The organism is Dyadobacter sp. CY312 (assembly GCF_021390535.1).
Classification (GTDB): domain Bacteria; phylum Bacteroidota; class Bacteroidia; order Cytophagales; family Spirosomataceae; genus Dyadobacter.
Genome location: NZ_JAJUXG010000005.1, coordinates 125,276 through 150,835, shown reverse-complemented (window position 1 = coordinate 150,835; position 25,560 = coordinate 125,276). Strand labels below are relative to the sequence as shown.

Below are 25,560 nucleotides of genomic sequence, written 5' to 3'. Positions count from 1 at the left end.
ACAGACAACGGACACGGCAGACAGAGGTATAAATAACTTGATGCGCCACAGACCGGATTTATTACCTTAAACAATCTATTAAAATGAAAAAATTAGCGATTACTCTCATGCTTGCAGCCATTAGTACATTTTCAATGGCTCAGTCTTTCAGTTTTGGACCAAAAGCAGGCTTAAACCTTAGCAATTACACAGGCGGCAATATCGAGTCGGATGCCAAAGTTGGGTATCATGTGGGAGGTTTGCTGAATTTCGGAATTGGAAATCATTTCGCAATTCAACCGGAGGTTTTATTCTCTACCCAAGGAGCAAAAGTAGACAGACAAGGTTCCAAGGATGATTTTAAAGTAAGCTATGTAACTATTCCGGTTATGTTCAGGCTTAAAACTACTGGTGGATTTTATGTGGAAGCAGGTCCTCAGGTTGGTTTCAGAACTTCAACAGACATTCCAAATCAAACAATTGATAACTTCGCAAATAATCTTGACCTTTCATTAGGTGGCGGTATCGGTTACCAGTCCAACATCGGTTTGGGTATTGGTGTGAGATATATTGCTGGCTTGTCGAAAGTTGGTAACTTCTCAGGGAACAACATTGATCCTGACTTCAAAAACAGTGTAATTCAGGCGAGTATCTTCTGGGCTATACCAGCAGTGAGCAAAAGATAAAATTGAGTTATTATCAAAGAGGGGTTGTGGTCGGAATTATTCCATCACAGCCCCTCTTTGTTTTTAGTGTATTAATCTAACTTGCCAACATAAAAGTAAATTCAGTGGATGCGGCCAGTTGCTTTACTTTAACTGCAATGCTTCCATCATTTTGTCATAAATAGCAGTGTTTTCGTAAAAGCCTGAAAACGCTTCTGCACCAGGACCAAAAGCCAAAACGGGGATCATCACACCGGTGTGACCTTTGGTTGTATACGCTCCCTTTACCTCACCTGTTTCAGTATTGCCACCATTGATCGAAAATCCACCTGTTTCATGGTCGGCTGTGATGATGACGAGTGTATTGCCATCCTTGGCAGCAAAGTCGAATACCTCTCCAATCACTTTATCAAAATCCTTCATCTCTTCCACGATGTAATCCGTGTCGTTTGCATGGCCACCCCAGTCAATCTGTGAGCCTTCAACCATCAGGAAGAATCCTTTTTCATTTTGTTTCAACAAATCCAGAGCCTTTTTAGATGAGCGGGACAGCTCCTCGCCACGTCCCATTGAAAACCTTGGCTGTTCTTTGTCCGCAAGAAAACCCGCCAGTTTGCCTTTGCTAACCTTTTCAATCTCATCCATCGAGTTGGCAACCTGATATCCATTCGTTTTCAGATTATCCAGCAAATTCACCCCGTCTTTTCTCTGATTGAAATAGGAACGGCCACCTCCAATAAATACATCGATATCGGTTTTTAGAAAATCTGCCGCAATTTCTTCCATCATACTGCGCTTGGGCTGGTGCGCAATAAACGACGCCGGCGTGGCGTGCGTTACTGAACAGGTTGCAACCAATCCTGTTGCCAATCCGTTTGCTTCGGCACTTTCCAGAATAGTGGTTTGTGGCCGTTCCTGAGCATCCACTCCTATTCCCCCGTTTTTAGCTTTTTTACCAATAGAGAAAGCTGTTGCTCCTGCTGCGGAATCAGTAATAAAACTGTCCGCCGATTGATTTTTATGAAATCCTATAAATTGAGAACGTTCAAGATTGAGGGTATTTTTATTGGCTACCATCCCGGCATAAATCTGGGAGACACCCATTCCGTCCCCTATCATCAGAATAACATTTTTTGGACGTTTTACAGGCGTACCAACATTCGTTTGTGCGTGAGATACAAGCCCTGTGACTACCAACGCAACTGTTAAAACAAGCTTTTTCATTTCGTTTAAGGTGTAGCAACTAGCAAAACGCTTAGAGGAGGCATATTTGAGAGGTCACCTCCAAATGCCCCATAATGTTATACTATGCTGCTTTTTTGAATATAATTTATTTTGCAAAACTACATTCGACGGTTTTACCCTAACGTTAACTTATTCGTTGTCATGTAAAGACTACGTTATCAACTTGCAAATTACAATCACGTTGCCTAAAAATTGACGGCTTAAAACGTAAATTGCATTATTATGATATTGTTAATACCAGTGTGAGTTAAATTTCGTTGAATAACTTTACAGCAGTAAAAGATAAACGCCATTGAAATGAAACTTGAAAAAACCTATGTCCTGTCTACTGGAAGAGCGGTGAAGGTAATCACAAAACCTACACTGCCAAAAGAAAAGCCATATGATAAAATCGATCTTGAAGTATTAATCAAAGAACCAAAGGAAGAAGATTTCCGCCCGCCAATAGGCAAGACGCACCCACAATACTGGAAGCTAAAAAAGTTGAGTGCTGAGGAATCCAAACTGATTGAAATACAATACAGCGGACTATCTGACAAGCAAATCAGGAATGCTTTAAAAGAATTTGAGCAAATACAGGCGTCGATGAACTGACGCTGTATTTGCTCAAAAATTATTGATCGGCAAGGCTTTCCATAAAGTCGACTACAAGCTGAATTTCCTTTTGAGACAAATTCAGTTTGCCTGCTGACAAAGTCTGATTGTCAACTGCAAGTCCCAATCCGGCACCTCCTCCTTCATTATAAAACTCCATTACTTCCTGTAAAGTACCGAAAGCACCATTATGCATATACGGCGCAGTTTTAGAAATATTACGAACCGTACTGGTTTTAAACGAATGCCTCCACTGAGGGAAACGGTTGTGAGTTCCTCTTCCCTGATCAGGATCTAAAACTGGTCTTTTCCAGTCTGCCCTGGTTGTCACTCCCAACACCTCTGACTCCGTTCTTTGATAGTCGGGCGGGATGGTTCCGTTGAAAAGCGGCATAAAATGACAGGTACCACAGCGGGCTTTACCCATAAATAAGTTGAATCCCGCAACCTGATTGTCCGTAAGCGCCTTTGCATCTCCACGCATGTAACGGTCAAACGGACTACTGAACGGACTTAGCGAACGCACAAAAGCAGCTATTGCATTTTGCAAGTATACAGGCTGAATAGAATCGGAATCAGGATAAGCTTTTTTAAATAACCTGCTATATTCAGCATCTGATCTGATCCATTCCGCAACGCGCTCAACAGACCCGTGCATTTCTTCTTTGTTGTGGATCACATCAGCAGCCTGATCTTCCAGTGAAGGGGATCGGAGGTCATAAAACATGGCCTGCTGCAAACCGGCATAAGTAATTGTTGGAGCATTTCTTTTGACATTGCCTCGCTCAAAACCCCTGCTTGTTTTCAAGCCGTCGGTATAAGCCAGCGCTGGTTGATGACAGCTGCCACAGTTGGTCTTTCCGTTTCCCGAGATCCGTCCTTCGTAAAACAATTTTTGCCCAAGGGCAATCCGATCTGGTGTTGAGCGAAAATCAGGATTACTGACAAGTGCCTCCTGGTCAAAAGCGTTTTTCTCAAATAGTGTGGCGGCATCACCACGTAGCAACCTCTGATCATCGATAAACGGTATGCTAGCCTTCTTCTGGGCGTTATGCAAAGCCTGACTAAGCGGATTGATGTGTTTGGTGATGAATACGGCACGGTCAAAATCATTGAAACTTTTGGTTTCAGCGATAAATTCATCCGCTAACTGCACCTGTTCGTCCAATTTCGAAAAATCTGGAATGACCTCCCTATAAGCGTTAATATAGGAATGGAAGGAGTTTAAAACTGTCCTTGATTCAGCCAACGCGTTACCCGAACCCGGCGTATCAAAACCAGATATACCCAGTGTGATCAACCGGAAGAGTTCAAGACGAAGTGCGTCAAAAACGTGCGAATCCGTAATTTGGATATCTTTCCATAAAGACTGTATCCGTTTGATATTGACCTGCGTTTTTCTCACGTGACGCACCAATTCTTCCTGATCGACCGGTTCATCGGTATAGATCAATTCTTCTATAACCTGAAAACCACCTGGTTCAAACACTGCATTCTCCTCATCTTCAATCTCATCCAACGGCGCCCCATTCACCTGCTTCACAGTAGTCGGGCTAAAATACTCTGCAAACGCTTCGGTTTTTTTGTATAAAAGCCTCATTTTAAGAAATCTTTTTTGCAGCTCAGGCAAGCTTTCCTTCGCCCGAACCGCCGCCAAAAAGATCTCATTCTCTGCAATCAGAGTATCCAGGTCTGCATTGAATCTTGCATACACCTCATCTGTCGGGCTTTGATCGGGTTTGCAGCACAAAGTGCTCATCAAAAGCAGCAACACCGCAACTATCCCCAAAAATTTATTCATGATAAAAAAAACAGGGAAGGTCCTCGTTAAAAGACCTTCCACAAATTAAAGTAACAGGAGATTTTATTGTTTGATCCCTCTCACGATCACGGTTTGCCCGCCTTCCTGATTGGTCGAAATGCCGCTTCCATCAGCACCTTTGTACTTCGGATCCTGCCATGTATGCGGGTGAATGTTGATCATGAACGTTTCCGGTATGCCAGTCACGTCCGAAATATCGATCATCGCTCCGTATTCCCAGGTGCTCAGAGAGTTGTTGTTCACTGAATTGTATTTAGCATTGAAAGCAGCATCTGTACGACGGTGGTTCATTTGCAACATCGCTTTGCTTTCTTTTGTAGCCAGATTGTACTGCCAGATCGTTCCGTCGTGGTCGTTGTCGCGGTAGAACGAATCGCCATCCTCCTGTACATATACGTAATTTTGAGTAACGCAAATGTTGTCAGGATTTACAATGAAATTTCCCGGGCGATCCGCACCATCCATGATGATTTGCAGCTTTCCTTTCAAAGGATCTTTGTCGTCAAATTTCAGATTGTAAACGCGTCCCCACATGTTTTTACCGGCAACAGGAGTTACCTTATCTGCCTGGCTAACGCCGGTAGCTGTAAAATAAACGTCACGTCCACCACCATTTCCGCCTTTGCGGTAATCGATATCCTCAACACGTGCAAACTGGATCATTTTCTTGTCAACCGTTTGCGTCTGAAGCTGCGTTCCCGTGCTTGTCTTCACATCGTCGAATGGAATAAATTCCACATCATAACTCTGTCCCTGAGTCATATCCGTTTCAACTGTCTGCTGGCTGGTACGGCGTAAAGCATACAATTTACCATTTACCAGATCACCCACTACGTCACTCACATAGGCAACCAACTGTCCATTGGTATCGTCCTCTCCGATCAGAATAACTGTTTTGCCAGGAAAAGCATCTTTTGGAAGCGGAACTGCATTTTCAGCATTCCACTTACCAAAAGCACTTACCGTTCTGGTTTTGTTTTTCTTATCAGCAGGAGCAAAAATATCAATCGCGTGAGTCATTGACTCAGAATTGGTTTCACCCGCGGTTAAGAACACAGGACCAAAACCGTGCTCCTGAGGCGTTGCCAATGTTGCAGAGCACAATCTCCACTGCCCTCCCTCGGCATCAACGATGTATTCTCCCTTTACAGGTTTGAGGTTTTTATCCAGAAACACACGCGAAACAGAGAAAAGAATCTCATGGTTGTTTACCATAATAAATCCTTCACCATTTGGATTTTTCACGAAAGCACCACCGTCAGGCTGAGCTCCGTATACGAAACCGGGCGAGTCTTGTAATTCGTCATCCGAGCTGATCAAAGTAGTGATTTTCAGGCTCTCAAAACCAGGCATTGATTTGATTAACGCCGGATTAACAGACCTGTTTACAAGCTGAGCAGGATCAACAGGCTGATCGTGGTCTTTGAGTGTACAGCCCGAAAAAGTCATGCAACCGCAGATCAAGGCAGCAATTGCAGTTTTGTTGGTAAAGGTCGTCTTTGTCATGGTGAATTTATATTTTCAACAAAGCTAGACCAATGACTTCACAGTGATTTTACCTAAACATTAAGCATTTATGAATAAAATTATTCTGAGTAAACAATGCGAAGATCTACCTTTATTTTAACCACAAAAGAGATTTAAACCTGTTGCTGTCTTTCGTTTCTATTGTGGTAAAAGAATTTATGGCAAACAGTTACCAAGAAAGGTTCTCAGAAATTGGTTTCATTCCTCTTTATTTTCATCGCAAAAGCAACAAAAGGGAACAAAAGCATAGATCGCCTGTGCAATTCTTCCTTTTGAGGTACAAAAATTTTAAGTTCATTGAGTATTAAACCGCTTAATCCAGCCCGGTATCACTTACATACAACAGATATCTTGTGTCGAGCAAAGCGTCTCTTTTTTGGTGGTTCAGGAACCCTGCCTTTAACTTCGTCACGTGGAAATTTTTTGTTGTTCCTACAATTTCCGCATCAAGTCCGGAGCGGATCAGGCTATCTCCCACCACTGCCGAAGTATAGACAAAACAGGGCCCGTCTTCCATAAAATTAGTGAGCGTTTCCCGGTCGTAAATCAAATTCACCTCACCAGGTGCATAAAACTCGAATGCGGTTGAAAAGGACTGATAGGACCCAACCGGCAGGTTTTGCTTGTTATCCGGAATCAGCCTGGCCGTTTCCGATCCCGACTGATACTGCAGCAGAAAAGGATAGAAAAAGAAGAATAGAAAAATATACAGAATTCCGGCAGTTGCGTAACCTTTAAAAAGCACCGTTTGCAACGGATTTTCCGATCGAATGAAACGTACGGTTAACATCAGAACCGCCACCAAAGACGCACCAATAAGAGCATCAGGCATATGAGTCAGGTAAAAAAGACCCAGTACCGCAGCACCCAACAGGTAAAAAATAACCGTTTGTGTGATTGCCAATTTTTCCAGTTTCCCGCTCTGTGCCAGTTGGTAAAAAAAGTAACCTGTGACAATAGCAAAACAGGGAAATATCATGACAATGTAATGCGGAAGCTGAAATCTTGACAATGAGAACATTACAAATGTGATTAATGCACTCCCATACACAATCCATCGTGCAGGATCCCGGTCTTTATCGAAGCGAACCAGATACGCAACTCCTCCCACCAACCCCACTGACCAGGGTAAAAACGCCCAAAGGGAGGTGTGAACAAAAAAAGTAATATCGCCTTTGCCTTTAATCGGCCCGGTGTTAAAAAAACGCCCGAACTGGCTATCCCAAAAGAAAAATTTAAGTCCTGAAACATTGGTTTCTCCGAAAACAACTTTTTCCGGATGCAAGTCAAACTGTACGTAAAGCGCGTAAAGTTCAGGCAGGATAAAAATAAACGACAGAGCGAGGAACACCCACCATTTGTAATTGAAAAATTGTGACCATTGGCGTGTTACTGTCCAGAATATTACCCAGCCTCCGCCAATTGTCACCAACACAAATATACCTTTGGTCATAATGGCACAAGCAGTAAAAATGGCCGCAGCAACCAGGTGCCAGTTATTTTTACCCCTGTAAACAAGGAGCATATGCCAAATTGAAGCTATTACACAAGCACTTAGATATGGTTCCGCCCGCACATCAAAGTTTGCCAACGTACTGTGTAAAGCGATGGCGTAAATGAGTACAGATATACGCGCCACGGAGGCATTGAAAAGGTCTCGGGCGATGAGATAAGTATAAAGAAGGCTAATTAACCAAAAGATAAAAGCGGGTAGCTTGTATGCAAATGCATTAATTCCCAGCACCTTATAACTCAGAGCAGCCACCCAAAATGGAAAATGGGGCTTATCAAGCCACTCTCCGCCGTTGGCAAATAGGTTGAGCCAGTCGTCGTACAAGACAATCCTTTTGGCTATTGTAGCATACAGCGCTCCGTCGGGTTCGATAATGGGTAACCACAAGGCAGGAATATTTAATAAAATGCCAATTGAGAGCAGCCAGGGAAAATAACGTTTGAGTAAAGTTTCCGTATTATTCATCTAAACCAGTTTTCGATCTTATAAAAGTTATTACAACCCGGCCTGCGTTAAAAGTTCTACGCCAGAGCAGAGGTAACAAAATGATAATACTGGCCGGTACGCATTGAAAGAGGGTTTTGATGAGCAGTTGTCAAAAAAAGAGTTAGTTTTTCTATTGGTAAAAAATGTACCCGTTCACCATCGCAGCAATTATTGGCGTTAATTTTTCGACATTCCAGATAAAATTATTCGATATTAGAAAATTGCTTTCTATCAGATTTAAAAATAACTTAACCTGAGAGTTTGAAGATATTACACTTTTTAAGCTTGCTTTGCGGTTCAGATCGGAAACCGGAAGTTTAGATTTAAACATAACACGTTAAGCTTATATTATTGTTTTCATCAAACAGCTATGAATCAAGAAGGTATAAAATATATGGATAAAGGAACCGTTGGCCTGCTTCAAAGCGGCAACTGGGGAGCTTTTGAACATATATACAATACCTATTGGTCCAAACTTTATCTTTCGGCATATGGAATCCTGCGTGATAAACAGGCATGTGAGGACATTGTGCAGGATGTGCTGGTTCAGCTTTGGTTAAAAAAAGACTCAGCGAGCATAGATTCACTACCATCTTACCTCCACACTGCCGTTCGCTATCAGGTCTTTAAGGCAATTAAAGCAGGGAAAGTAAAACTTGCACTTCCGGATGACATTGAGCTCAGTGCGGACAGAAACGAAGTGGAGGACATGCTTGTTTCAGAAGACCTGGACGCGGTTCTTGATAACCACATTGCGCGTCTCCCGGACAAATGCCGCGAAGTTTTTCTCCTGAGCAGAAAAAAGCATCTCTCCATCGCGGAGATTGCTGAGCAAATGCACATTTCTACGAAAACGGTTGAAAACCATCTTAGCAATGCACTCGGCCGCCTGCGAACCGGCATGGGCGACTTTCTCTTTTGGGCTGCTATTACGCTCCCTTCAATCTGGAAATGAACAGATTGTAAAAATTTATCAAATAAATTTCAGGCTGACTTAGGTGTTCGATATGTGTTTTGACACATACAGGTAGAACTATGAAAAAATCAGAATATTTAGAACTTTCCGACAAATACCTGGCTGGTACGTTGAGCCCGGAAGAAGAATTACGTTTTCTAAAAGTATGTAAAACCCTGGAAAATAAATTCACGGCCTGGGACGACAAACTGATGGACGATCAACAGGTTGTGAAAGAACGCTTGTTCAACAGGATCGTGGCTGACATTCAACAGACCGAAACCAGCGTACTTCCGATTAGAAAAAACGCATTTACCTGGCGTCTTGCTCTTGCTGCAAGCTTTCTGTTAGGTTGTCTTTTTATAGTCTATACCTACCGGGCTCAGCTCGCAGACCAATTTTTCCCCGTGCAAACAATCGTTGTTCAGGCGCAGATTGGGAAACTGATAAAAAAAGAACTTCCCGACGGAACCATGGTGTGGCTCAACTCAGGAAGCAGTTTAACCTTCCCGGAAAAATTCAATGACAGCACCAGGGCTGTTACATTGTCTGGCGAGGCCTATTTTGATGTGGTCAGAAATACAGAAATGCCGTTTGTAATACAATCCGGACAGCTGAATACACGCGTGCTTGGAACACGTTTTGTGATCAAAGCGTATCCAAACGATGCACAGAGCCAGGTGGCAGTTGTAAGCGGAAAAGTTGCTGTGAAACAGCGCGATGAGCAGGAAACGATAACCCTGCTGCCTCAACAGCAGGTTACTGCCGACCACCAATCCGGGACCATGTCTGTGAAAGAAAATATAGACAGCCTCAGCATGATGTCGTGGACAACAGGAAGGCTGGCTTATCGAAAAAGCAATCTTGCCGAGGTATTAAATGATCTGGAAAGAAGATATAGTATTGAAATTGAGGCGGACAAACATCTGCTGAAATGCCTCATATACACGGATGTGTTGCCTGGTGATTCTGCAAGATTTGTGCTCGACCAGCTGGCCGCGTCTTTGGAAGGTGCTGTGAAAGAACGTGCCCCCGGTAAATTCCGGATAACCGGAAAGGGCTGCAAATAACTTTGAATGACTATCCTAAACCCATATTTTAAATCACTGCAAAATCTCAAAACTCTATGACCTAGATCCAAGCAAAAAAATTTCCCTCCGACGGCTATGCCGCAAAGGGAAATGATGTCAAAAGTTGCTAATCGTACCTGCCTGAGCCTTCGAAACCAAGGGCATGATACAATTCCGTCACATTTAACTTTTCAAAATTATGGAAAAATCTCTTTACAAGAGACCACTGTTTCATTGGATACGAACAATAATGAAATACAGCGCTATATTATCCATCCTGATCGGCTGTTGCTGCACCTTCGTACTTGCAGACAACACATACAGCCAGGTACTGGACAAACCCATCACACTCAGAACGGGTAGAGTGACTCTCCCTGAGGTTTTGGATGAAATTTCAAAGGTTTCCCAAATACGCTTCGTACTGGCAAGTGAGAATGAATCCGTAAAAAAAGCCCATGTGAACGTAAAAAACGAACGTCTGAGCAAAGTACTCGACAAGCTGCTTTTACCGTATTCGCTTACTTACAGTGCTGTGGGCTCTACCATTGTGTTAAAACCAGCACCTGCCGTGAAGCCGGTAACCATTGTCCCAAAACCGGCACCGGTAACACCCGAGCCAATCCAGGCTGAAATTCAACAGCTATCCGGTAAAATTGTGGACAAGGCCAACCAGCCGTTGCCGGGTGCTTCTGTGGTTGTCAAAGGCACAGACCGTGGTACGGTTTCAGATCAGAACGGTGCTTTTTCTCTTCATGTGAATAGCGGTGAAATACTTGTTGTTTCCTTTATAGGCTTTTTGAAAAAAGAAATTACCTATCGTGGTGAGTCATCGCTGTCCATACAGCTTTTGGAAGACGTTGCCGGTCTTGAAGAGCTTGTGGTGGTGGGATATGGGACGCAAAAGAAAATAAATGTTACAGGAGCCGTAAGCGCTATTGAAGCCAAAGATTTGCAAAGTCGTCCGGTCAGAAACATCAGTACTGGCTTACAAGGGCTTATGGCTGGTGTAACGGTAGTCAATTCAACCGCATTGCCCGGCCAGAACGGAAGTTCCATAAGAATTCGCGGCGTGGGTACGCTCGGTGACGCAAACCCGCTTGTTGTCGTGGATGGCATTCCGGGTGGCGATCTTAACATTTTGAATCCGGCTGATATTGAAAGCATCTCGGTTTTAAAAGATGCAGCTTCCTCTTCTATTTATGGCGTGAGAGGTGCAAACGGCGTGATTGTTGTAACCACTAAAAAAGGAAAGGAAAATGAACAGCCTACCATTTCCTACAATGGCTACATGGGAATGCAAACACCAACCGCTTTGCCAAAGTTTGTAGGCTCACCTGAATACATGCAAATGCTCAATGAGTCACAGGTGAACGTAGGAAGAAACCCGACCTATACCGATGCAGACATTGAAATAGCAAGAAACGGATCAGATCCAAATTACTTTGCGAATACCAACTGGATTGATGAAATCTATAAAAAGAGCGCTCCTCAGCAAAATCATAACCTGAGTATTAATGGCGGAGCAAAAAACCTGAATTACTACGTATCCTACGGGTACCTGAAAGAAGGCGGGATGATCACAGGTGACAATTACAAAGCCCAGAGACATAATGTAAGGTTACGTTTGAACACTACATTACTGGACAGATTGCAGCTGGACGCCAATCTGGGATATATCGACAGGGGTTATTCAGGCTCCGCAGAAGGAATAGACGCATCGGCAGGCCCCTTATATGCGGCACATCAGATATTACCATTGGTACCTGTAAGATTCACAACAGGCGGATGGGGATACATAGGCGGGCAGCGAAATCCGGTGGCTGTGACAACAGACGGCGGAACGAACCGTTTCAACTCACAGGAATTTACAGGAAACCTGAGCGCTACATTAAAAATAGTTGACGGACTCAACCTGAGAGGACAATATGGCCTGATCAGATCCAATTCTTACCGGTCCATATTCAGCAAAACCATCAACTATTTCAGCCCCGCAGACGGTTCACTGATCTACCAGACCAACCCGCAAAACAAAATTGATGTAAGAGATTACACCACCATGTACCAAACCATGCTGGGCTTTTTGGAATACGACAAAATGTTTGCAGGAAAACACAATGTCAAAGGAATGCTTGCTGTTTCTCAGGAAGAAACCATTTCAAACAGCTTCATTGCAACCCGTACCAACCTCGCCTCTCAGGATGTAGAATCCATTAACCTGGGTACCGAAAATCAATTAAACGAGGGGAGTGCTTCACAAAATGCTCTCAGATCATTTTTCGGAAGATTCAATTACGGGTTTAAAGAAAAATATCTTGCAGAGTTCAACTTCCGTTACGACGGATCTTCCCGCTTTGCGCCGGAGCTTCGCTGGGATTGGTTCACCTCCGCTTCGGTAGGCTGGGTTTTTTCTGAAGAAAGATTCTTCGACAGGTTACGTAATGTGATCGAGTCCGGAAAAGTCCGTCTGTCATACGGTAGCCAGGGAAATGATAAAGTACGTCTGGCTGGTTCCGATGATATTCTTGACTTCGCCTACCTGCCCACACTTGGGCCGGTGAATAACACTTTTCCTATTGGCAATGCGCTCACGATAGGCTACCGGCAAACAGGTATTCCCAACCCGTTCCTGACATGGGAATCGGTGATTAAACAAAATGCAGGGCTGGATCTTGCGCTCATGAAAGGCCGCATGGGTATCACTTTCGACTACTACATTCAAAAAACAAATAACATTCTGCTTAACGTACCGTTACCCGATGTATTGGGAGTTGGTACTACCTACCCTCCCCAAAATGCAGGAAAAGTAGAAAACAAAGGCTGGGAATTCCTGATCACCTGGCGAGAGCAGCTGAATGATTTCCGCTACGGTGCCAACTTTAACATATCCGATGTAAAAAATAAAGTAACCAGCCTCGGAGGTATGCCACCTACTTATGGAGACAGGATTCGTATTGTAGACCAGCCCATTGATGCTTTTTACGGACTTGTGGCTGACAGGATTGCACAAGAGGCAGACTTTAATTTTGACGCCGGAGCGAACAAATACACGCCGAAATTCCCGGCTTATGCAGGCGATCCGGTTGCTCCCGGGGATATTATTTACAAAGACCTGAACAGTGACGGAAAAATAACGCTTGACGACGACCGGAAGGTAATCGGAAGTGCCATTCCCCGCTTCAATTACGGTTTCCGTGGCGAGCTGGGCTGGAAAGCAGTTGATTTCAGTTTCTTCTTACAGGGAGTGGGAAAAGCCGACGGCTACATTCAGGGTGCGGCACGGCATGCGCTTATCAACGAAGGATCGCTTCCCCAGGAAGTTCACCGCGACCGCTGGACTCCTGAGAACACCGATGCAAGTTATCCGAGGCTCACCTATCAGCAAAGTTACAATCAGCGTTTGTCGACTTTCTGGTTGGAAAATGCCGCTTACCTACGCCTGAAAAACATTCAGATCGGCTACACGCTTCCTGAAAAATTAACAAAAAAAGCTCGGATCAACAACATGCGTATTTATGCTTCGGCAGATAACCTATTCACCAAAACAAACTTTTTCTACGGCTACGATCCGGAATCACCGGTCACTAGCGGCGGCTATTATCCGCAGGTTAAAACATTCGTATTTGGCGTAAGCGTTAATTTTAAATAATCGATATCATGAAAAATAGAGTCATATACCTGTTTACGATTCTTGCATTTATAGCAACCGGCTGTAATGAAGATTATCTGAACCGACTGCCATTGGACGAAATCGCAGATGAAACGTTCTGGAATACAGAAGAACAGCTCACACTGGCGGCGAACGGCTGCTATGCGAACATCAAAGCAAAAAATACTGTGGACATGGAAAACATGGGCGACAACACGCTGTGGCCCTCCACCACAGACTTCCAGCTTATCGGAAGCGGGAATTTCAATGTAGACCTCGGTATGTTCAACACCGAATGGCGGAATATGTATGCCGGAATTCGCCAGTGCAATACCTTTTTGGAAAACTATCAGAAAGCAGTTGTTCCGGTAGAAGCCCGCAAGGAAATTCTAGCAGCGGAAGTACGCGTGATCCGCGCCTATATGTACAGCTATCTGGTATTATTCTGGGGTGATGTCCCGCTGGTAACCAAGCCCCTCAACATTGATGAACTGTATGAACCACGTACGCCATCGGCTCAGGTAGTGGATTTTATCCTGGCAGAACTGGACGCGGCAGCTGCGGTGCTCCCCAAAGAAATTGCTGCCGGAAAAGATCTCGGCAGATTGAGAAAGGGAGCCGCACTGGGATTAAAAGCACGGGTAGCGCTATATTTCGGAAAATATGATGTGGCCGAAAAAGCAGCCAAAGATGTAATGGACCTGAACGTATATCAATTGTTCTCAAATGGGAATCCGGCAACGAGCTACAATAATTACTTTACCTATGCAGGGAAATTATCCCGTGGAAATAACAAGGAAACCATCATCGCCCGTACCCATCTGGAAGACCTTAACATGCACAATCTGAGCCGAGAGATCCAGGTGCCGGATCAGAATGCCCGTTTCAATCCGACGAGATCTTTGGTGGACAGCTACCTTTGCAAAGATGGCTTACCGATTGAAAAATCGCCGCTTTACAAGGAAACCAGCTACCAGGATGTGTTTACAAACCGTGATCCCCGCATGACCCAGACCATATTTGCTCCTAACGCTGCATGGGGAGGCCGGTACGACGGGAACCCCGAAAACACGAATCCGGCTATTTTTACAGCACCTAAGTTCCGCTCCGACAGGCGGGGATCTGTAACGATAACAGGTTATTATTTCACCAAATATGTGGAACCTACCACCGTTGCACAGGTAAGCAGAGACGCGAATGACATTCATGTGCTGCGTTATGCGGAAGTCCTGCTAACATACGCAGAAGCTAAAATGGAACAGGGAACCCTGATGCAGGCGGATCTGGATATTTCCATAAATTTACTGCGCAACCGGGTTGGCATGAAGCCGATGATATTGACAGACCTTGCTACAAACAATATGAATATCCGTGACGAAATTCGCCGTGAGCGCCGGGTTGAACTCGCGCTCGAAGGACAACGGTATTTCGATATCAAGCGCTGGAAACAGGGAGCCATACTGGCGCAAGATGTGAAAGGGATGAAGAAAGAATGGGCCAAAGTACCAGCCGATGTGGCAAACATTCGTACCGATGCACAAGGATATATTGTCGCATTCACCGGACGCAACTTTGCTGAAAAACATTATCTGTGGCCTGTTCCGCTGGTGCAGATCGAACGTAATCCGGCTCTGGGTCAGAATCCTGGCTGGGAATGAACGCTAAACCAATTGAACTGATGATTAAAAAACTGTTTTTTTACGCTGCCGTTTTTGCTGCTTTCTCTGCCTGTGCAGGAAGCCCCGAAAAAGAAGTGGTCATTGACCCACCAGCAAAGGATAAACCGAACCTGAAAGTGATGAGCTACAACATTCATCACTGCAATCCCCCTTCGGCAGGAGATAAAATTGACGTGGAGGCCATTGCTGCCGTCATCAATAAGGAAAAGCCCGATTTTGTTGCTTTGCAGGAAGTGGATGTGAATACAGAGCGCTCTGGAAAAGGTAAAAATCAGGCACGGCAGCTCGCTGAACTTACTGGTATGAATTTCTTTTTTGCCAAAGCCATTGACCACCAGGGCGGAGATTACGGCGTGGCAGTTTTGTCAAGGTTTCCCATTCTGGATTCTGTCCAGCACATTCTCCCGATTGACAACACAATTGGCGGAGAAATAAGAACGATCGCCGCTGTAACAGCCGAAATATCGAAAGGTCAAAAGGTAATGTTTGCCAGCACCCATCTCGATCTGAAAGAACAAAACAGGAAAACGCAGGCGGAATTGATCGTGAAACATTTCGCCAACGCAGCCTACCCGCTCATTATCGGTGGTGATTTTAATGCAAAACCAGACAGCCAGGTGATTGGCTATCTCGACCAGCATTTTACCAGAAGTTGCAAACATGACTGCATGCCGACGATTCCGGTGGAGAATCCTAACCGTGTTATTGATTTCATTATGTTCAGACCTGGGAGCGCGATCAGCAGTATTTCGACAAGGGTAATTGATGAAAAATATGCTTCTGATCATCTTCCTGTGGTGGTTAAGTTAAAAGTAAAATAATTGTTTTCAACTTCTTTGCAGAGGAGCCGGCCGGGTAACAGGTTGGCTCCTCTTTGTATTTCAGCAGGTTGTGAAAACGGTACATTCCAGCCTCGCTTCAACCCGGTCACACTTACAACTGTAAACCCGGGATCGCGGTCTTTTCCTGACTATCTTTACCAAAACATCCTCTATACGTTATGAGAAAAATATTAGTACCATGTAATTTTTCGGTCCATGCGGAGCAAGCGATACAATTTGCGATTGAAATAGCAGAAAAAAATGAAGGTAGTGTCTTTGTATGCACCGTTTTGAGCGATCCTGAAACCGCACAAAACCAGTCTGCCCCACAGTTGAGCTTTGCACAGGCAGAAGAAAAATTCCCTGAGTTCATTTCCAAATTCAACACAGACAACCTGCTTGTTGAGCACCATATCAGAACCGGCAAAATCACGCCGACCCTGCTTAATTTTATTGAAGAGCAAAATATTGATCTCGTAGTAATGGGTACGTCGGGATCGCGTGGATGGAGCGAAGCTTTTATGGGTTCGAACATCGGTAAAATTGTACGTACCTCTCCTGTACCGGTGTTTGCAGTAAAAAACAACACCTCCGTTTCCAAGATCCGGAACATTGTGTTCCCATGTGGCATGCAACCCGAAGAGAAGCTTTTGATTCAGGAAATTCAGAAGTTACAAACACTTTTCGACGCGAGGTTACATTTGCTTTTTGTAAACACTAATCCCAGACGCGATAACCAGGCCGGGCTGCAAAAACTGAAACAATATGCGGAACTTCACGGCCTTCGCCATTACAACGTGCATGTTGCGCATAATGCGGTGGAGAAAGACGGTATCATTCAGTTTACCAGGGAAATTAATGCCGATATGATTGCCATGGGAACACACGGAAATCGTAATCCAGGCAACATGTACGTAAGCAGCATCGCAGCAGACATTAGCAATTACGCAAATGTACTCACCTGGACCTGCGCAATGGAAAGTGGAGAAAAGTAGCGTTTAGTTAAGAATGGTTTCGTGTGTATTGCCTGTTGACAATTGACCAGGACAAAAATCTGTCTTACAGGCTGTTAATAGGATTTCAATATCCAAATCACAATTTGTAATGATGCAATGACTACAACCTTTGGGAATTAAATTTTGAAAATCTTTTCACATTTCACCGCCCGGCGGCCCGGTTCTCACATTTTACCACAAACCTGCACCTCATTTCCCAATTAGCTCCATCAAATTTTCCTGAATACAAATTTTGATGGTATATTAGCAACAATGGCAAACACGACAGCTACATATTCAGCAGTTAAATCCCTCTCCCGGAGAATTTCATCGGTAGTGAGGAGCCCCTTTGCCTCATGCCTTGCATCCTCAACAAGCTTTTGCTCAAAGCTGTACTACATTTCAAATTTTAAGGACTTCAATACTTTAGCCCCGAACCTATACTGACTTTCAGGATTCGGGGATTATCGGCCAACACATCAGATTTAAGATAAAACAATGGCAGGTTGGATATTTCCAATCGGCTCTAATGCTATTTATCTCCAATCCGCTCAGGAATTCTCTGAATTCCCTGGCTGAGGCCGCGCGCTTAACAGCCGCCTATTTGTCCAATTATAAATTAAAAATGCAAAGCATAAACAAGATCATGGCAAGTCAAAAAACACCGGTAATATTATCAGAAGATGATTTCCGCATGTTGAAACAATTCGCAGAACAATTTCCCGGGCATGGGAAAGAAAATGAAATGACGCTTTCCTATGAACTCAACCGGGCCACCGTTGTGGAAGAAGATGAGCTGCCCGAAGGTTGTGTACGCCTCAATTCCCAGGTAAAAGTAAGAGAACTCAGCAGCAACAAGGACATGGAATTTTCCATTGTAATGCCAGCAATGGCCAATATTTCCGATAAAAAAATTTCCGTACTTACACCAATGGGCGCCGCTTTAATAGGTCTTTGCAAAGGTGAAAAAGTGCAGTGGAAAATGCCAGCCGGGATCAAGCATTTCGAGATTTTGGAAGTGAGTAATTAATGGTTAGTTGTTAGTTATCAATGGTTAACGCCGCTGATCGGCAGAGCTTGCTAGTAAGTAAATTAAAGTACGGATCTAAGTCAGTGCCGTGGTTCCGCAGTATTGCGTATCTACGGCACTTTGTTTTAATATCCTATTTTGTTAATGTGTCATCGCAATTTTATTTTCTCAGCAGACTTTTAAATACCTTAACTGGTATATCTGATATTTTCAAAGTAAAAATAATTTAATCAAATCAATCAATTTTTATATATTAGTATTCTTTATATCAAGTCGGGTTTTAGTTGGAAACTAGTTAAATATGAGATGTTATGAAAACGATCATATACGCCATTATTTTCACTTTGATCACCGTTTCTGCTGCACTGTGCCAGGATGAAGCTGTCAAAAAAAAACCAAATGTTCTAGTTTCCAGAGTGATTGTCCGCGTTTTGGATAAAGAAACTTTCAAACCGGTTGATGCTAAAATCCTCATCACGAGCCAGAATCCGGATAATCAGATCGCGCCAATTTTTGAAGACCAGGCTTACAGATATAAAATTGCGGCCAAAGACACCACAACTTTTTCCATATACGCACCTGGTTACGAGCCGCTGAACGCATCCATCGTCGCAAATGATTTTAATGGAACAGAGGTTTTTTACCTGACACCCAAAGCGGATGAGCGCGACCGGCTGGCAAATGCACGTGATGAGTATACCAAGCCAATTTTACAGGATGAAATCACTTCAATACTCTATTTCAGCCAAAGCAATACCGATATGGCTAACCGGTCGAAGCAGGAACTGGAACTGCTTCTGGAATTTTTAAGAAGAAATGAATACTTCAAAATTGAACTCGCCGGACATACCGATAATGTAGGTGATGAAGATAAAAACATGATGCTTTCCGTAGATCGGGCCAGTGTGATCAGGCAATATTTGCTTGCCAACAGCGTGTCACCCAACCGGATCAAAAGCAGGGCGTTTGGCTGTACAAAACCGGTAGCCCCCAACGACACCGAAAGAAATCGTAAATTCAACAGGCGCGTGGAAGTGCGGATAGCACAAGGGTACTAACCGATTTATGGATGATCGGACATGGAAATATTGATGCCATAAGATCTGTTAATGCTTATAAGATTCCCTTTTCCCGACGAGAACTGGTAAATATCAGCCTAGGCTTCTACTTTTCCTGATCTGAATACTCAAGTTCCATTTGCAGAAGCATTTTTACCATGACCAATAGCCGTTTCCAAAGTGAAGTGAGCTATCTCGTCTGACTTTGCTACTTCCACCGCTTTTAAAAACTCATCCTTCCCTGTTATCGTTTTTACTCCGATTATCTCCCAAGTGAAATCATTACTAACCATTTCGGCAAGAGTACCCACATTTCTGTTAGCCAAGCAACATTGAAGTCCTTTGTAAATGAATTTTTAGGAGAGTTCCCGGAGACCGCGAGCAGTTTGAGCATTGGCATGGTTTCATTTTGTTCATTTTGAGTAGCTATTAATAGTTTCACTTCCGTTTGTCATGAAGTAGTAAAGTTTCCCACTAGTTAAATTTATCCTTACAGTGAAAAAATTATTCCCGCCATCATTAAATTGCATATAACTTTTTCGCCAGTCCCAGTCTTTCAACACATTCATACGTTTCATATTTTCAATTGCGTTATCAGAGAGGCAGTAAATCCAAACTTCTTTATCACCTTTGTTTGTAGCAACCGCAATGTATTGCCTTTTATATCGTGACAAGTCAATCAAGAAGTTCCACTTATCGAAATCTATGTCAGGATTTTTCCTGCTAACCTCATAGAAGCGCTTTTCTTCCTGTTGGTTAAATAAATTAACGCTATTCCGGAGAGCGGCTTCAATTAACAAAAGATCCCTATGATTCAAATCGGTGGAACTTGCATTTTCAAAGATCCATCGCTGATTTTTGTAGGGTAGTACAACAAACACGCTCGAATCAACCTTGGCACGGCTATCCATATTGACAATCAAGCTGTCGTCTTTTTTCCTCTCAACATCGCAGCTACTTACCCATGGAATTAGTATTAGAGCAAGTGCATGAATAATTCGTCTCATCCGTTACAATGGTAAACATGAAAAGAGAAAGTTACGAATTCTATCTACCAAATAAACAAATTATGAGAACTACTTGCTTGTGGAATGTAATCTCCCTGTTACTTCTCAAACTTCGCCATTGTTCTCTTTTTCAATATAAATTCTGATGCCCCCTTGCTACCTCATCAGGAAGGCTGCGTGACGATAAAGCTCTGATTTTGTGATCAATATTACAAAAAAACAATTTTAGGAATATTCTATTCAAATCACTAGAATTGTAGTGACCAACTTACTGGCAAATCCTTAGGAAAAATTCATACACTTCAAACAAATAAAAAATGGAAGCTAAATCAACAGACAAGAAAAGTTTGCAACTAAATGACAACGGGCAGTTACTAGGCGAACTGATTTATGAAAGCGTATTTTCCCTCAAGGCCGGAATCAGATTAAACGATTCGGAATCTTACAAGATCGAACCAGTTGGTTTCTTAGGAACAACTATCACCGTTGCAAAGGACGGAACGGAGATTGCAAATTTAAAAATGAATTGGCATGGAAATATTGTTTTGTCTTTTCAAAACGGTCAGGATTTTGTGCTGAAAGCAAAAGGTATGTTTCAGACCAAATTTATACTTGAAAACACCAACCAGGAGAGACTGGTACAATTCGATCCGAAATTTAATTGGAGCAAGTTTGATTATAATTACGACATTACTTACGACAAAAAACCGGATAACATCTTGCTGGTTTTGCTTGGTATTTATGCTTCAAATTATTTCATAGCCTCTATGTCGGGGGCAATGTCGGGGATGGGGTGAAGCAGTAACGAAAATCTTAAGCTAACATATGTTTACATATCAGAGGCTACACAACGGCAAATCAGATGACATTCCTATATACTGCAAGAGGGAAATATGACAACACTTACAACGGAGAAGGAATGTCTTGGGGCGGCTATATCGAGTGGTCCAAACTGACACATTTAACAGAACTTGTTTCGCTTGATGGGATGTTAAACGAAATTTTAGTTGAATCCGACTATGACAATGCCGAGGATTGGGACTTCATTCACGTTGTTGGACAATATCAAACAGGTTTCTTCACCACAGAGGAGTATGTGCTTAGAAAGCTAAAAACCAAAAACAGATTTAATTTCCTGGCTGTTACTATTGAGCCTGACCAAGATTGCAAAAACATACATATTGAAAATTTTGTGTTTGTTGGCTACGAATTGTTAGATCAAGACTTTGGTATTAGTGCGTTGACTAATTGTGGAGGTTTCGACGAAACGTTTTCACCAAAAGAGATAAACAAGTATGGCCTTATTGACGACTTCGAAAATGCGTATTCGATAAAAAAACAACTGCTGATAAATAATCCAGCGGAGCATCACGCAGACACAAACGTGATTGCAGTTTGGCGACACAGAACAATAGGACGATGAAGATGAATTTAGCGGCGCTGAGCATATAACAAGTCAGGTATTTAAGAATTAAATTTTCATTCAATCACTAGCTGACGAACTTGGTTGGACTACCCCACATAAATACACCCATATATTTCTGTGATAATTACAATCCTCTAACATCGACCCCAATGATCCCACAAACATTTGCGCCACATCAGGACTTAACAGCTCTTGTCAAATGTTACTGGACTTTGGAAAGCCCGAAGGAGAAGACACCTCGAAGAAACGCCATCGTTCCTGATGGCTGTATGAAAATGATTTTTCACTATGGCGATGTGTATAGACATTACAGCGAAAACGGAGATTGCACTACGCTTCCGAGGTGTTTTGTGATTGGTCAGCTGACGCGCCACTATGAGGTAGAACCGGCAGGAGAAACGGGCACTTTCTTTGTTTGTTTTCATCCCAATGGATTTTTACCATTTGCTACCATGCCCATTAAAGAAATGGAAAATACAGCCGTTCCGCTGGACAAGCTGTTTGGTTCAGATGGACAGGAAATAGCAGAGAAGATTTTATACGCCGGCACTACTCAGGAAAGAATAGACCTGATCGAAACATTTTTGTTCAACCGTTTGGCTGATAAAAACACCGCTGACTTCATTGTAAAATCAACCATTGAAACAATTCTGACTGCAAACGGGCAGCTTACAGTGGATGAACTTTCCCGCAAAACAAATACCAATCGCAGACAACTGGAACGTAAATTTTCGGCGACCGTTGGACTCAGTCCTAAACAGCTTTCTAAAACAATACGACTGCAAGCCACACTGAAAACGTTACTGACACAAAAAGTGACGAGCCTCACAGGCTTGGCCTACGAAGGCGAATATTATGACCAGGCGCACTTTATCAAGGATTTCAAAGAGTTTACCGGCATTACACCGAAAGAGTTTTATGGAGACCTTTTGAAGATGTCGCTGATTTTTGACGCCGTTGAATGACCTTGTCGCATTTTTACAATTTTACCTTTCCAGCCCATTGCAACTTTGCGGTATAACGTAAATTAAAATAATGGAAAATCTGATCACTTTTTTTGATATACCTGCTACTGATTTTAACAGAGCGGTATCTTTTTACAAAGCCATTCTGAGTTTGGAGATTCAGGAAACGGATATGTTTGGCACGAAAATGGGCTTTTTGCCAACAAATGGGAAAAATGTATCCGGAGCGATTGTGCAGGGTGAAAATTATAAATCATCCAGCGACGGAGTTGTGGTTTACCTCAATGGTGGCGAAGACTTACAGAGCGTATTGGACAGAGTGGAAGGCAACAATGGAAAAGTTGTTGTTCCGAAAACCTATATCAGCCCGGAAGTGGGTTACATCGGTATGTTCATCGACACCGAAGGAAATAAAATGGCCGTTCATTCTATAAACTGAGAGAGATGAATAGTTCCGTACTAAACTTTCTGAAAGAGTTAGAAAGCAATAACAACGCCGAATGGTTTAACCGGCACAAAAACCGCTATACCGAAGCACGCGAACAGGTAGCTTCATTTGTTGAAAAGCTGATATTAGAAGTAGCCCAATTCGATGCCGGGATAGGAAATGTAGATGTTAAAAAATCCCTTTTCAGGATATATCGAGATACCCGATTTTCTCACAACAAAGATCCCTACAAGCTCAATTTTGGCGCGAATATGAGTTATGAAAATGCCGGATACTATCTGCACATTCAGCCCGGAAAGTCATTTCTGGCAGGAGGAATCTACATGCTTGAAAGCGATAAGTTGAAAGAACTGCGCAAAGAAATTTCCGGCAATGCCGAAGCATTTCAAAAGATTTTGGATGAAAAATCCTTCCGCCATTATTTCGGAGATCTCAGTGATGAAGGTAAATTAAAACGTGTTCCCACGGGTTTTGAAAAAGAAGATCCAGTGGCAGAATACCTGAAACTGAAACATTTCGTGGCGGTTCATCCTGTATCTGACCAGGAGCTTTTGGAAGAAAATGCGTTGAAAAGATTTGCCGAAATCTACAAGTCACTGAAACCGCTGAATGATTTTCTGAATGCGGTTTTTTTATGAGCGTTTAATGACTTTTGCCACTGGGACACAAAGTGATTTTTTGCCATGGATGCACGGATTAGCACAGATTTTTTTCATTTTAATTTGTGAACACTCGTGTATTCTTGGCATTTTTTTTGAATTACAATTCATCAGTATTTGCCTGGCTTCGTACTTAATCCTGTTTCACTTTTTTTGCCACAAATTCACTAAGACTCAAAGACACGAACCTTGTTATACTCCATCATTCAAATTCCTATTTGTTGCTTTTGTGGCAAAACCATACTTCACAATACTGGTTCTATTTCGACAAACAATAGCTCCAATCCTTTGATATTGAAAATACAACCACACTGTTTCCTGTTAACTAAAAACTGCAAAACTATTTAAACTTCCTAAAACTACATCGCCGCCAATCTCGTATCCTTCCTGACAATGCGAATTTTCACTCCGGCCAGTTCGGTTTCTACTTCCTCGCATATTCCGCTGCGGTATATGTACAGGCTTTGTTTACCATTAGGCAGACTGATGCGGTAACGTTCGGCGCCAGCTTTTTCCAGGATGCACATTTGACCATAGCGCTCGGAATACACCGCTTTCAAACCCAGCGGCTCTTCATAATAAAGGCTGGTAATGGTATGGCTTATGCTCTGAGCAAGGTCTCTGGACTTTTCGGTTTTTGGGCTGTTGGTAGAAAAATCAATCTGATAACGTTGTGGTATAGTGCTGAAAGTCGCCGTTTTTTCTTTTTGTTTTCCGTTGACACGATGTTCGGTAAGGGATGATTTCAGGGCGCCGTTGTGAAACTGATTCTCGCTGTAAAAACTACCAGAGTAGAACGGCACGCTAAAATCAGCTTCAATTCTGCGCTTTTCAGCTCCTGTCTTGCCCTCAAAATGAAGCACTTTGACAGAACCAATTGTGCGTCCCCCAACTTTCACGTCGTAATGGACCGTCTGAGCATGTATACCTGGCGGAACAAATATCCCTGACAGGAGCTGAAATACAATAAACCATTTCATAATACCTTGTTTTAAATTTCACCCAAAATTATTTCGAGAGCTCGCTCCGCTCGTCTTTTGACTTGAAAATCGGATAACCAAGCTGTACGTACCAGGGTTCTTCGTGGTAATCTTCCAAGCCGATGTGCTCAGAAAACTCACGTGTAATTTTGGCAGTTCCAAAAAGCATATCCCAGATAAAGAACATGTTGCCATAATTACCGTTGATCACGCCAATACCGTCCGCGTCCGTTGCTGCATGATGTGCGTGATGCGTTGCCGGAGTAGAAATGGTACGTTCTACAACCCACATTACCGGGTGGAGCCATTTGATTGCATACAATGGTTTGTCCCAACGAATGCTCGAATGCGCCGAAATTCCTATGATGGCTTTGAAGAAATACCCGATTAGAAAAGCTTGTCCAAAACCCAGAAAGATAAGAACGGTAGAAACTATACGTGATGGAAAAAGCAGTAGATAGATCCAGGAATTTCTACCCGTGAGGAACACACTCATTTCCGGAGCGGTGTGGTGAACCCGGTGCGCTTTCCACAACCATGTGTAGGTATGTGCAGCCCTATGCCACCAATATTGCGTAAAATCTTCGAGCAGGCAGGTGATAATTATACCAGCCCAAATTGGCACGTCGATGAATGCATTGTAATAATCCGGGAAGAAATAATTGAGCACATAAGCAGAAAGAAGGAAACTGATAGGCCTTGTGATGGTGCTGGACAGGAATAGACCGGCGAAATTGATATACCATTCATTCTTTGACCACTTGTCACTTTTATATAATCCTGTAAAAAACTCTGCCGTACTGATGACGAAAAAAAGAATAAGAATCTCGTAGTATATGGTACTATCGGTGAATTTCATAATGAAAGATTTTGACATTGAAAAATAATCCAGGACACGGTTGGAGCGAACACAATCTGCCTGCAAATCCCTGACAGAGAAGTCAATAAAAATGATTAAATGTCGAACCTTCACAGGTTACAAGCACCTGC

Annotated in this window: 23 protein-coding genes; 15 read left to right on the top strand and 8 right to left on the bottom strand. The window is 43.0% G+C overall.

The annotated features are described in order from the left end of the window. The first annotated feature begins 83 nt into the window (after positions 1–83). Complete coding sequence (locus LZG71_RS08305) at positions 84–665, top strand: porin family protein (protein ID WP_233818932.1); 582 nt, start codon at positions 84–86, stop codon at positions 663–665. Between the two features lie 123 nt (positions 666–788). Here LZG71_RS08305 and LZG71_RS08300 read toward each other — a convergent pair whose 3' ends face one another. Then, complete coding sequence (locus LZG71_RS08300; protein WP_233818930.1) at positions 789–1,868, bottom strand: alkaline phosphatase; 1,080 nt, start codon at positions 1,866–1,868, stop codon at positions 789–791. Between the two features lie 318 nt (positions 1,869–2,186). On the opposite strand from LZG71_RS08300, the gene LZG71_RS08295 reads away from it, so the two are divergent. Next, on the top strand, positions 2,187–2,483 hold the full coding sequence (locus tag LZG71_RS08295) for a hypothetical protein (protein ID WP_233818928.1): 297 nt from the start codon (positions 2,187–2,189) through the stop codon (positions 2,481–2,483). Between the two features lie 19 nt (positions 2,484–2,502). Here the strand turns inward: LZG71_RS08295 and LZG71_RS08290 are convergent, their stop codons facing one another. The 3 genes from LZG71_RS08290 to LZG71_RS08280 form a co-directional block, all read right to left on the bottom strand. After that, entirely contained in the window at positions 2,503–4,284 is a 1,782-nt protein-coding gene (locus LZG71_RS08290; RefSeq protein WP_233818926.1) for a cytochrome-c peroxidase, read from the bottom strand. Between the two features lie 63 nt (positions 4,285–4,347). Continuing rightward, entirely contained in the window at positions 4,348–5,811 is a 1,464-nt protein-coding gene (locus LZG71_RS08285) for a hypothetical protein (protein WP_233818924.1), read from the bottom strand. A 334-nt stretch (positions 5,812–6,145) separates the two neighbouring features. After that, entirely contained in the window at positions 6,146–7,810 is a 1,665-nt protein-coding gene (locus tag LZG71_RS08280) for a glycosyltransferase family 39 protein (protein WP_233818922.1), read from the bottom strand. Positions 7,811–8,201: 391 nt separating this feature from the next. On the opposite strand from LZG71_RS08280, the gene LZG71_RS08275 reads away from it, so the two are divergent. The 8 genes from LZG71_RS08275 (at position 8,202) to LZG71_RS08240 (ending at position 19,085) form a co-directional block, all read left to right on the top strand. Next, complete coding sequence (locus tag LZG71_RS08275) at positions 8,202–8,786, top strand: RNA polymerase sigma-70 factor (RefSeq protein WP_233818920.1); 585 nt, start codon at positions 8,202–8,204, stop codon at positions 8,784–8,786. An 80-nt stretch (positions 8,787–8,866) separates the two neighbouring features. Continuing rightward, complete coding sequence (locus LZG71_RS08270) at positions 8,867–9,856, top strand: FecR family protein (RefSeq protein ID WP_233818918.1); 990 nt, start codon at positions 8,867–8,869, stop codon at positions 9,854–9,856. Between the two features lie 199 nt (positions 9,857–10,055). Next, a complete protein-coding gene (locus LZG71_RS08265) occupies positions 10,056–13,502 on the top strand; it encodes a TonB-dependent receptor (RefSeq protein WP_233818916.1) in 3,447 nt (1,148 codons plus the stop codon). An 8-nt stretch (positions 13,503–13,510) separates the two neighbouring features. Continuing rightward, positions 13,511–15,160 carry a RagB/SusD family nutrient uptake outer membrane protein gene (locus LZG71_RS08260; protein WP_233818914.1) on the top strand — a complete coding sequence of 550 codons (1,650 nt, stop codon included), beginning with the start codon at positions 13,511–13,513 and terminating at the stop codon, positions 15,158–15,160. Next, entirely contained in the window at positions 15,157–16,002 is an 846-nt protein-coding gene (locus LZG71_RS08255) for an endonuclease/exonuclease/phosphatase family protein (protein WP_233818912.1), read from the top strand. The genes LZG71_RS08260 and LZG71_RS08255 overlap by 4 nt, the downstream gene beginning before the upstream one ends. 179 nt (positions 16,003–16,181) lie before the next feature. Further along, the gene (locus LZG71_RS08250; protein ID WP_233818910.1) at positions 16,182–16,997 is read left to right on the top strand and encodes a universal stress protein; all 816 of its coding nucleotides are present in this window, start codon (positions 16,182–16,184) and stop codon (positions 16,995–16,997) included. Positions 16,998–17,622: 625 nt separating this feature from the next. Further along, positions 17,623–18,027 carry a nucleoside diphosphate kinase regulator gene (gene rnk / locus LZG71_RS08245; RefSeq protein WP_233818908.1) on the top strand — a complete coding sequence of 135 codons (405 nt, stop codon included), beginning with the start codon at positions 17,623–17,625 and terminating at the stop codon, positions 18,025–18,027. A gap of 311 nt (positions 18,028–18,338) precedes the next feature. Next, positions 18,339–19,085, top strand: coding sequence for an OmpA family protein (locus LZG71_RS08240; protein ID WP_233818906.1), 747 nt, complete (start codon positions 18,339–18,341; stop codon positions 19,083–19,085). Between the two features lie 128 nt (positions 19,086–19,213). On the opposite strand, the gene LZG71_RS08235 is transcribed toward LZG71_RS08240, so the two are convergent. Together LZG71_RS08235 and LZG71_RS08230 are read right to left on the bottom strand one after the other, a co-directional pair. Further along, a complete protein-coding gene (locus LZG71_RS08235; RefSeq protein ID WP_233818904.1) occupies positions 19,214–19,411 on the bottom strand; it encodes a hypothetical protein in 198 nt (65 codons plus the stop codon). Positions 19,412–19,498: 87 nt separating this feature from the next. Further along, positions 19,499–20,092 carry a hypothetical protein gene (locus tag LZG71_RS08230; RefSeq protein ID WP_233818902.1) on the bottom strand — a complete coding sequence of 198 codons (594 nt, stop codon included), beginning with the start codon at positions 20,090–20,092 and terminating at the stop codon, positions 19,499–19,501. 317 nt (positions 20,093–20,409) lie between these two features. On the opposite strand from LZG71_RS08230, the gene LZG71_RS08225 reads away from it, so the two are divergent. From LZG71_RS08225 to LZG71_RS08205, 5 genes are all read left to right on the top strand, one after another. Continuing rightward, positions 20,410–20,889 (top strand): hypothetical protein, encoded by a 480-nt coding sequence (locus LZG71_RS08225; RefSeq protein WP_233818900.1) that lies wholly within the window; start codon positions 20,410–20,412, stop codon positions 20,887–20,889. Between the two features lie 65 nt (positions 20,890–20,954). Further along, complete coding sequence (locus LZG71_RS08220; protein WP_233818898.1) at positions 20,955–21,515, top strand: hypothetical protein; 561 nt, start codon at positions 20,955–20,957, stop codon at positions 21,513–21,515. A 152-nt stretch (positions 21,516–21,667) separates the two neighbouring features. Next, complete coding sequence (locus LZG71_RS08215) at positions 21,668–22,483, top strand: helix-turn-helix domain-containing protein (RefSeq protein ID WP_233818896.1); 816 nt, start codon at positions 21,668–21,670, stop codon at positions 22,481–22,483. A 70-nt stretch (positions 22,484–22,553) separates the two neighbouring features. Continuing rightward, positions 22,554–22,922, top strand: a complete 369-nt coding sequence (locus LZG71_RS08210; protein ID WP_233818894.1) for a VOC family protein — start codon at positions 22,554–22,556, stop codon at positions 22,920–22,922. 5 nt (positions 22,923–22,927) lie between these two features. Then, a complete protein-coding gene (locus LZG71_RS08205) occupies positions 22,928–23,569 on the top strand; it encodes a DUF2461 domain-containing protein (protein WP_233818892.1) in 642 nt (213 codons plus the stop codon). 380 nt (positions 23,570–23,949) lie between these two features. On the opposite strand, the gene LZG71_RS08200 is transcribed toward LZG71_RS08205, so the two are convergent. Further along, complete coding sequence (locus LZG71_RS08200) at positions 23,950–24,570, bottom strand: DUF6134 family protein (RefSeq protein ID WP_233818890.1); 621 nt, start codon at positions 24,568–24,570, stop codon at positions 23,950–23,952. Positions 24,571–24,598: 28 nt separating this feature from the next. After that, positions 24,599–25,429 carry a sterol desaturase family protein gene (locus LZG71_RS08195; protein ID WP_233818888.1) on the bottom strand — a complete coding sequence of 277 codons (831 nt, stop codon included), beginning with the start codon at positions 25,427–25,429 and terminating at the stop codon, positions 24,599–24,601. Positions 25,430–25,560: the final 131 nt, after the last annotated feature.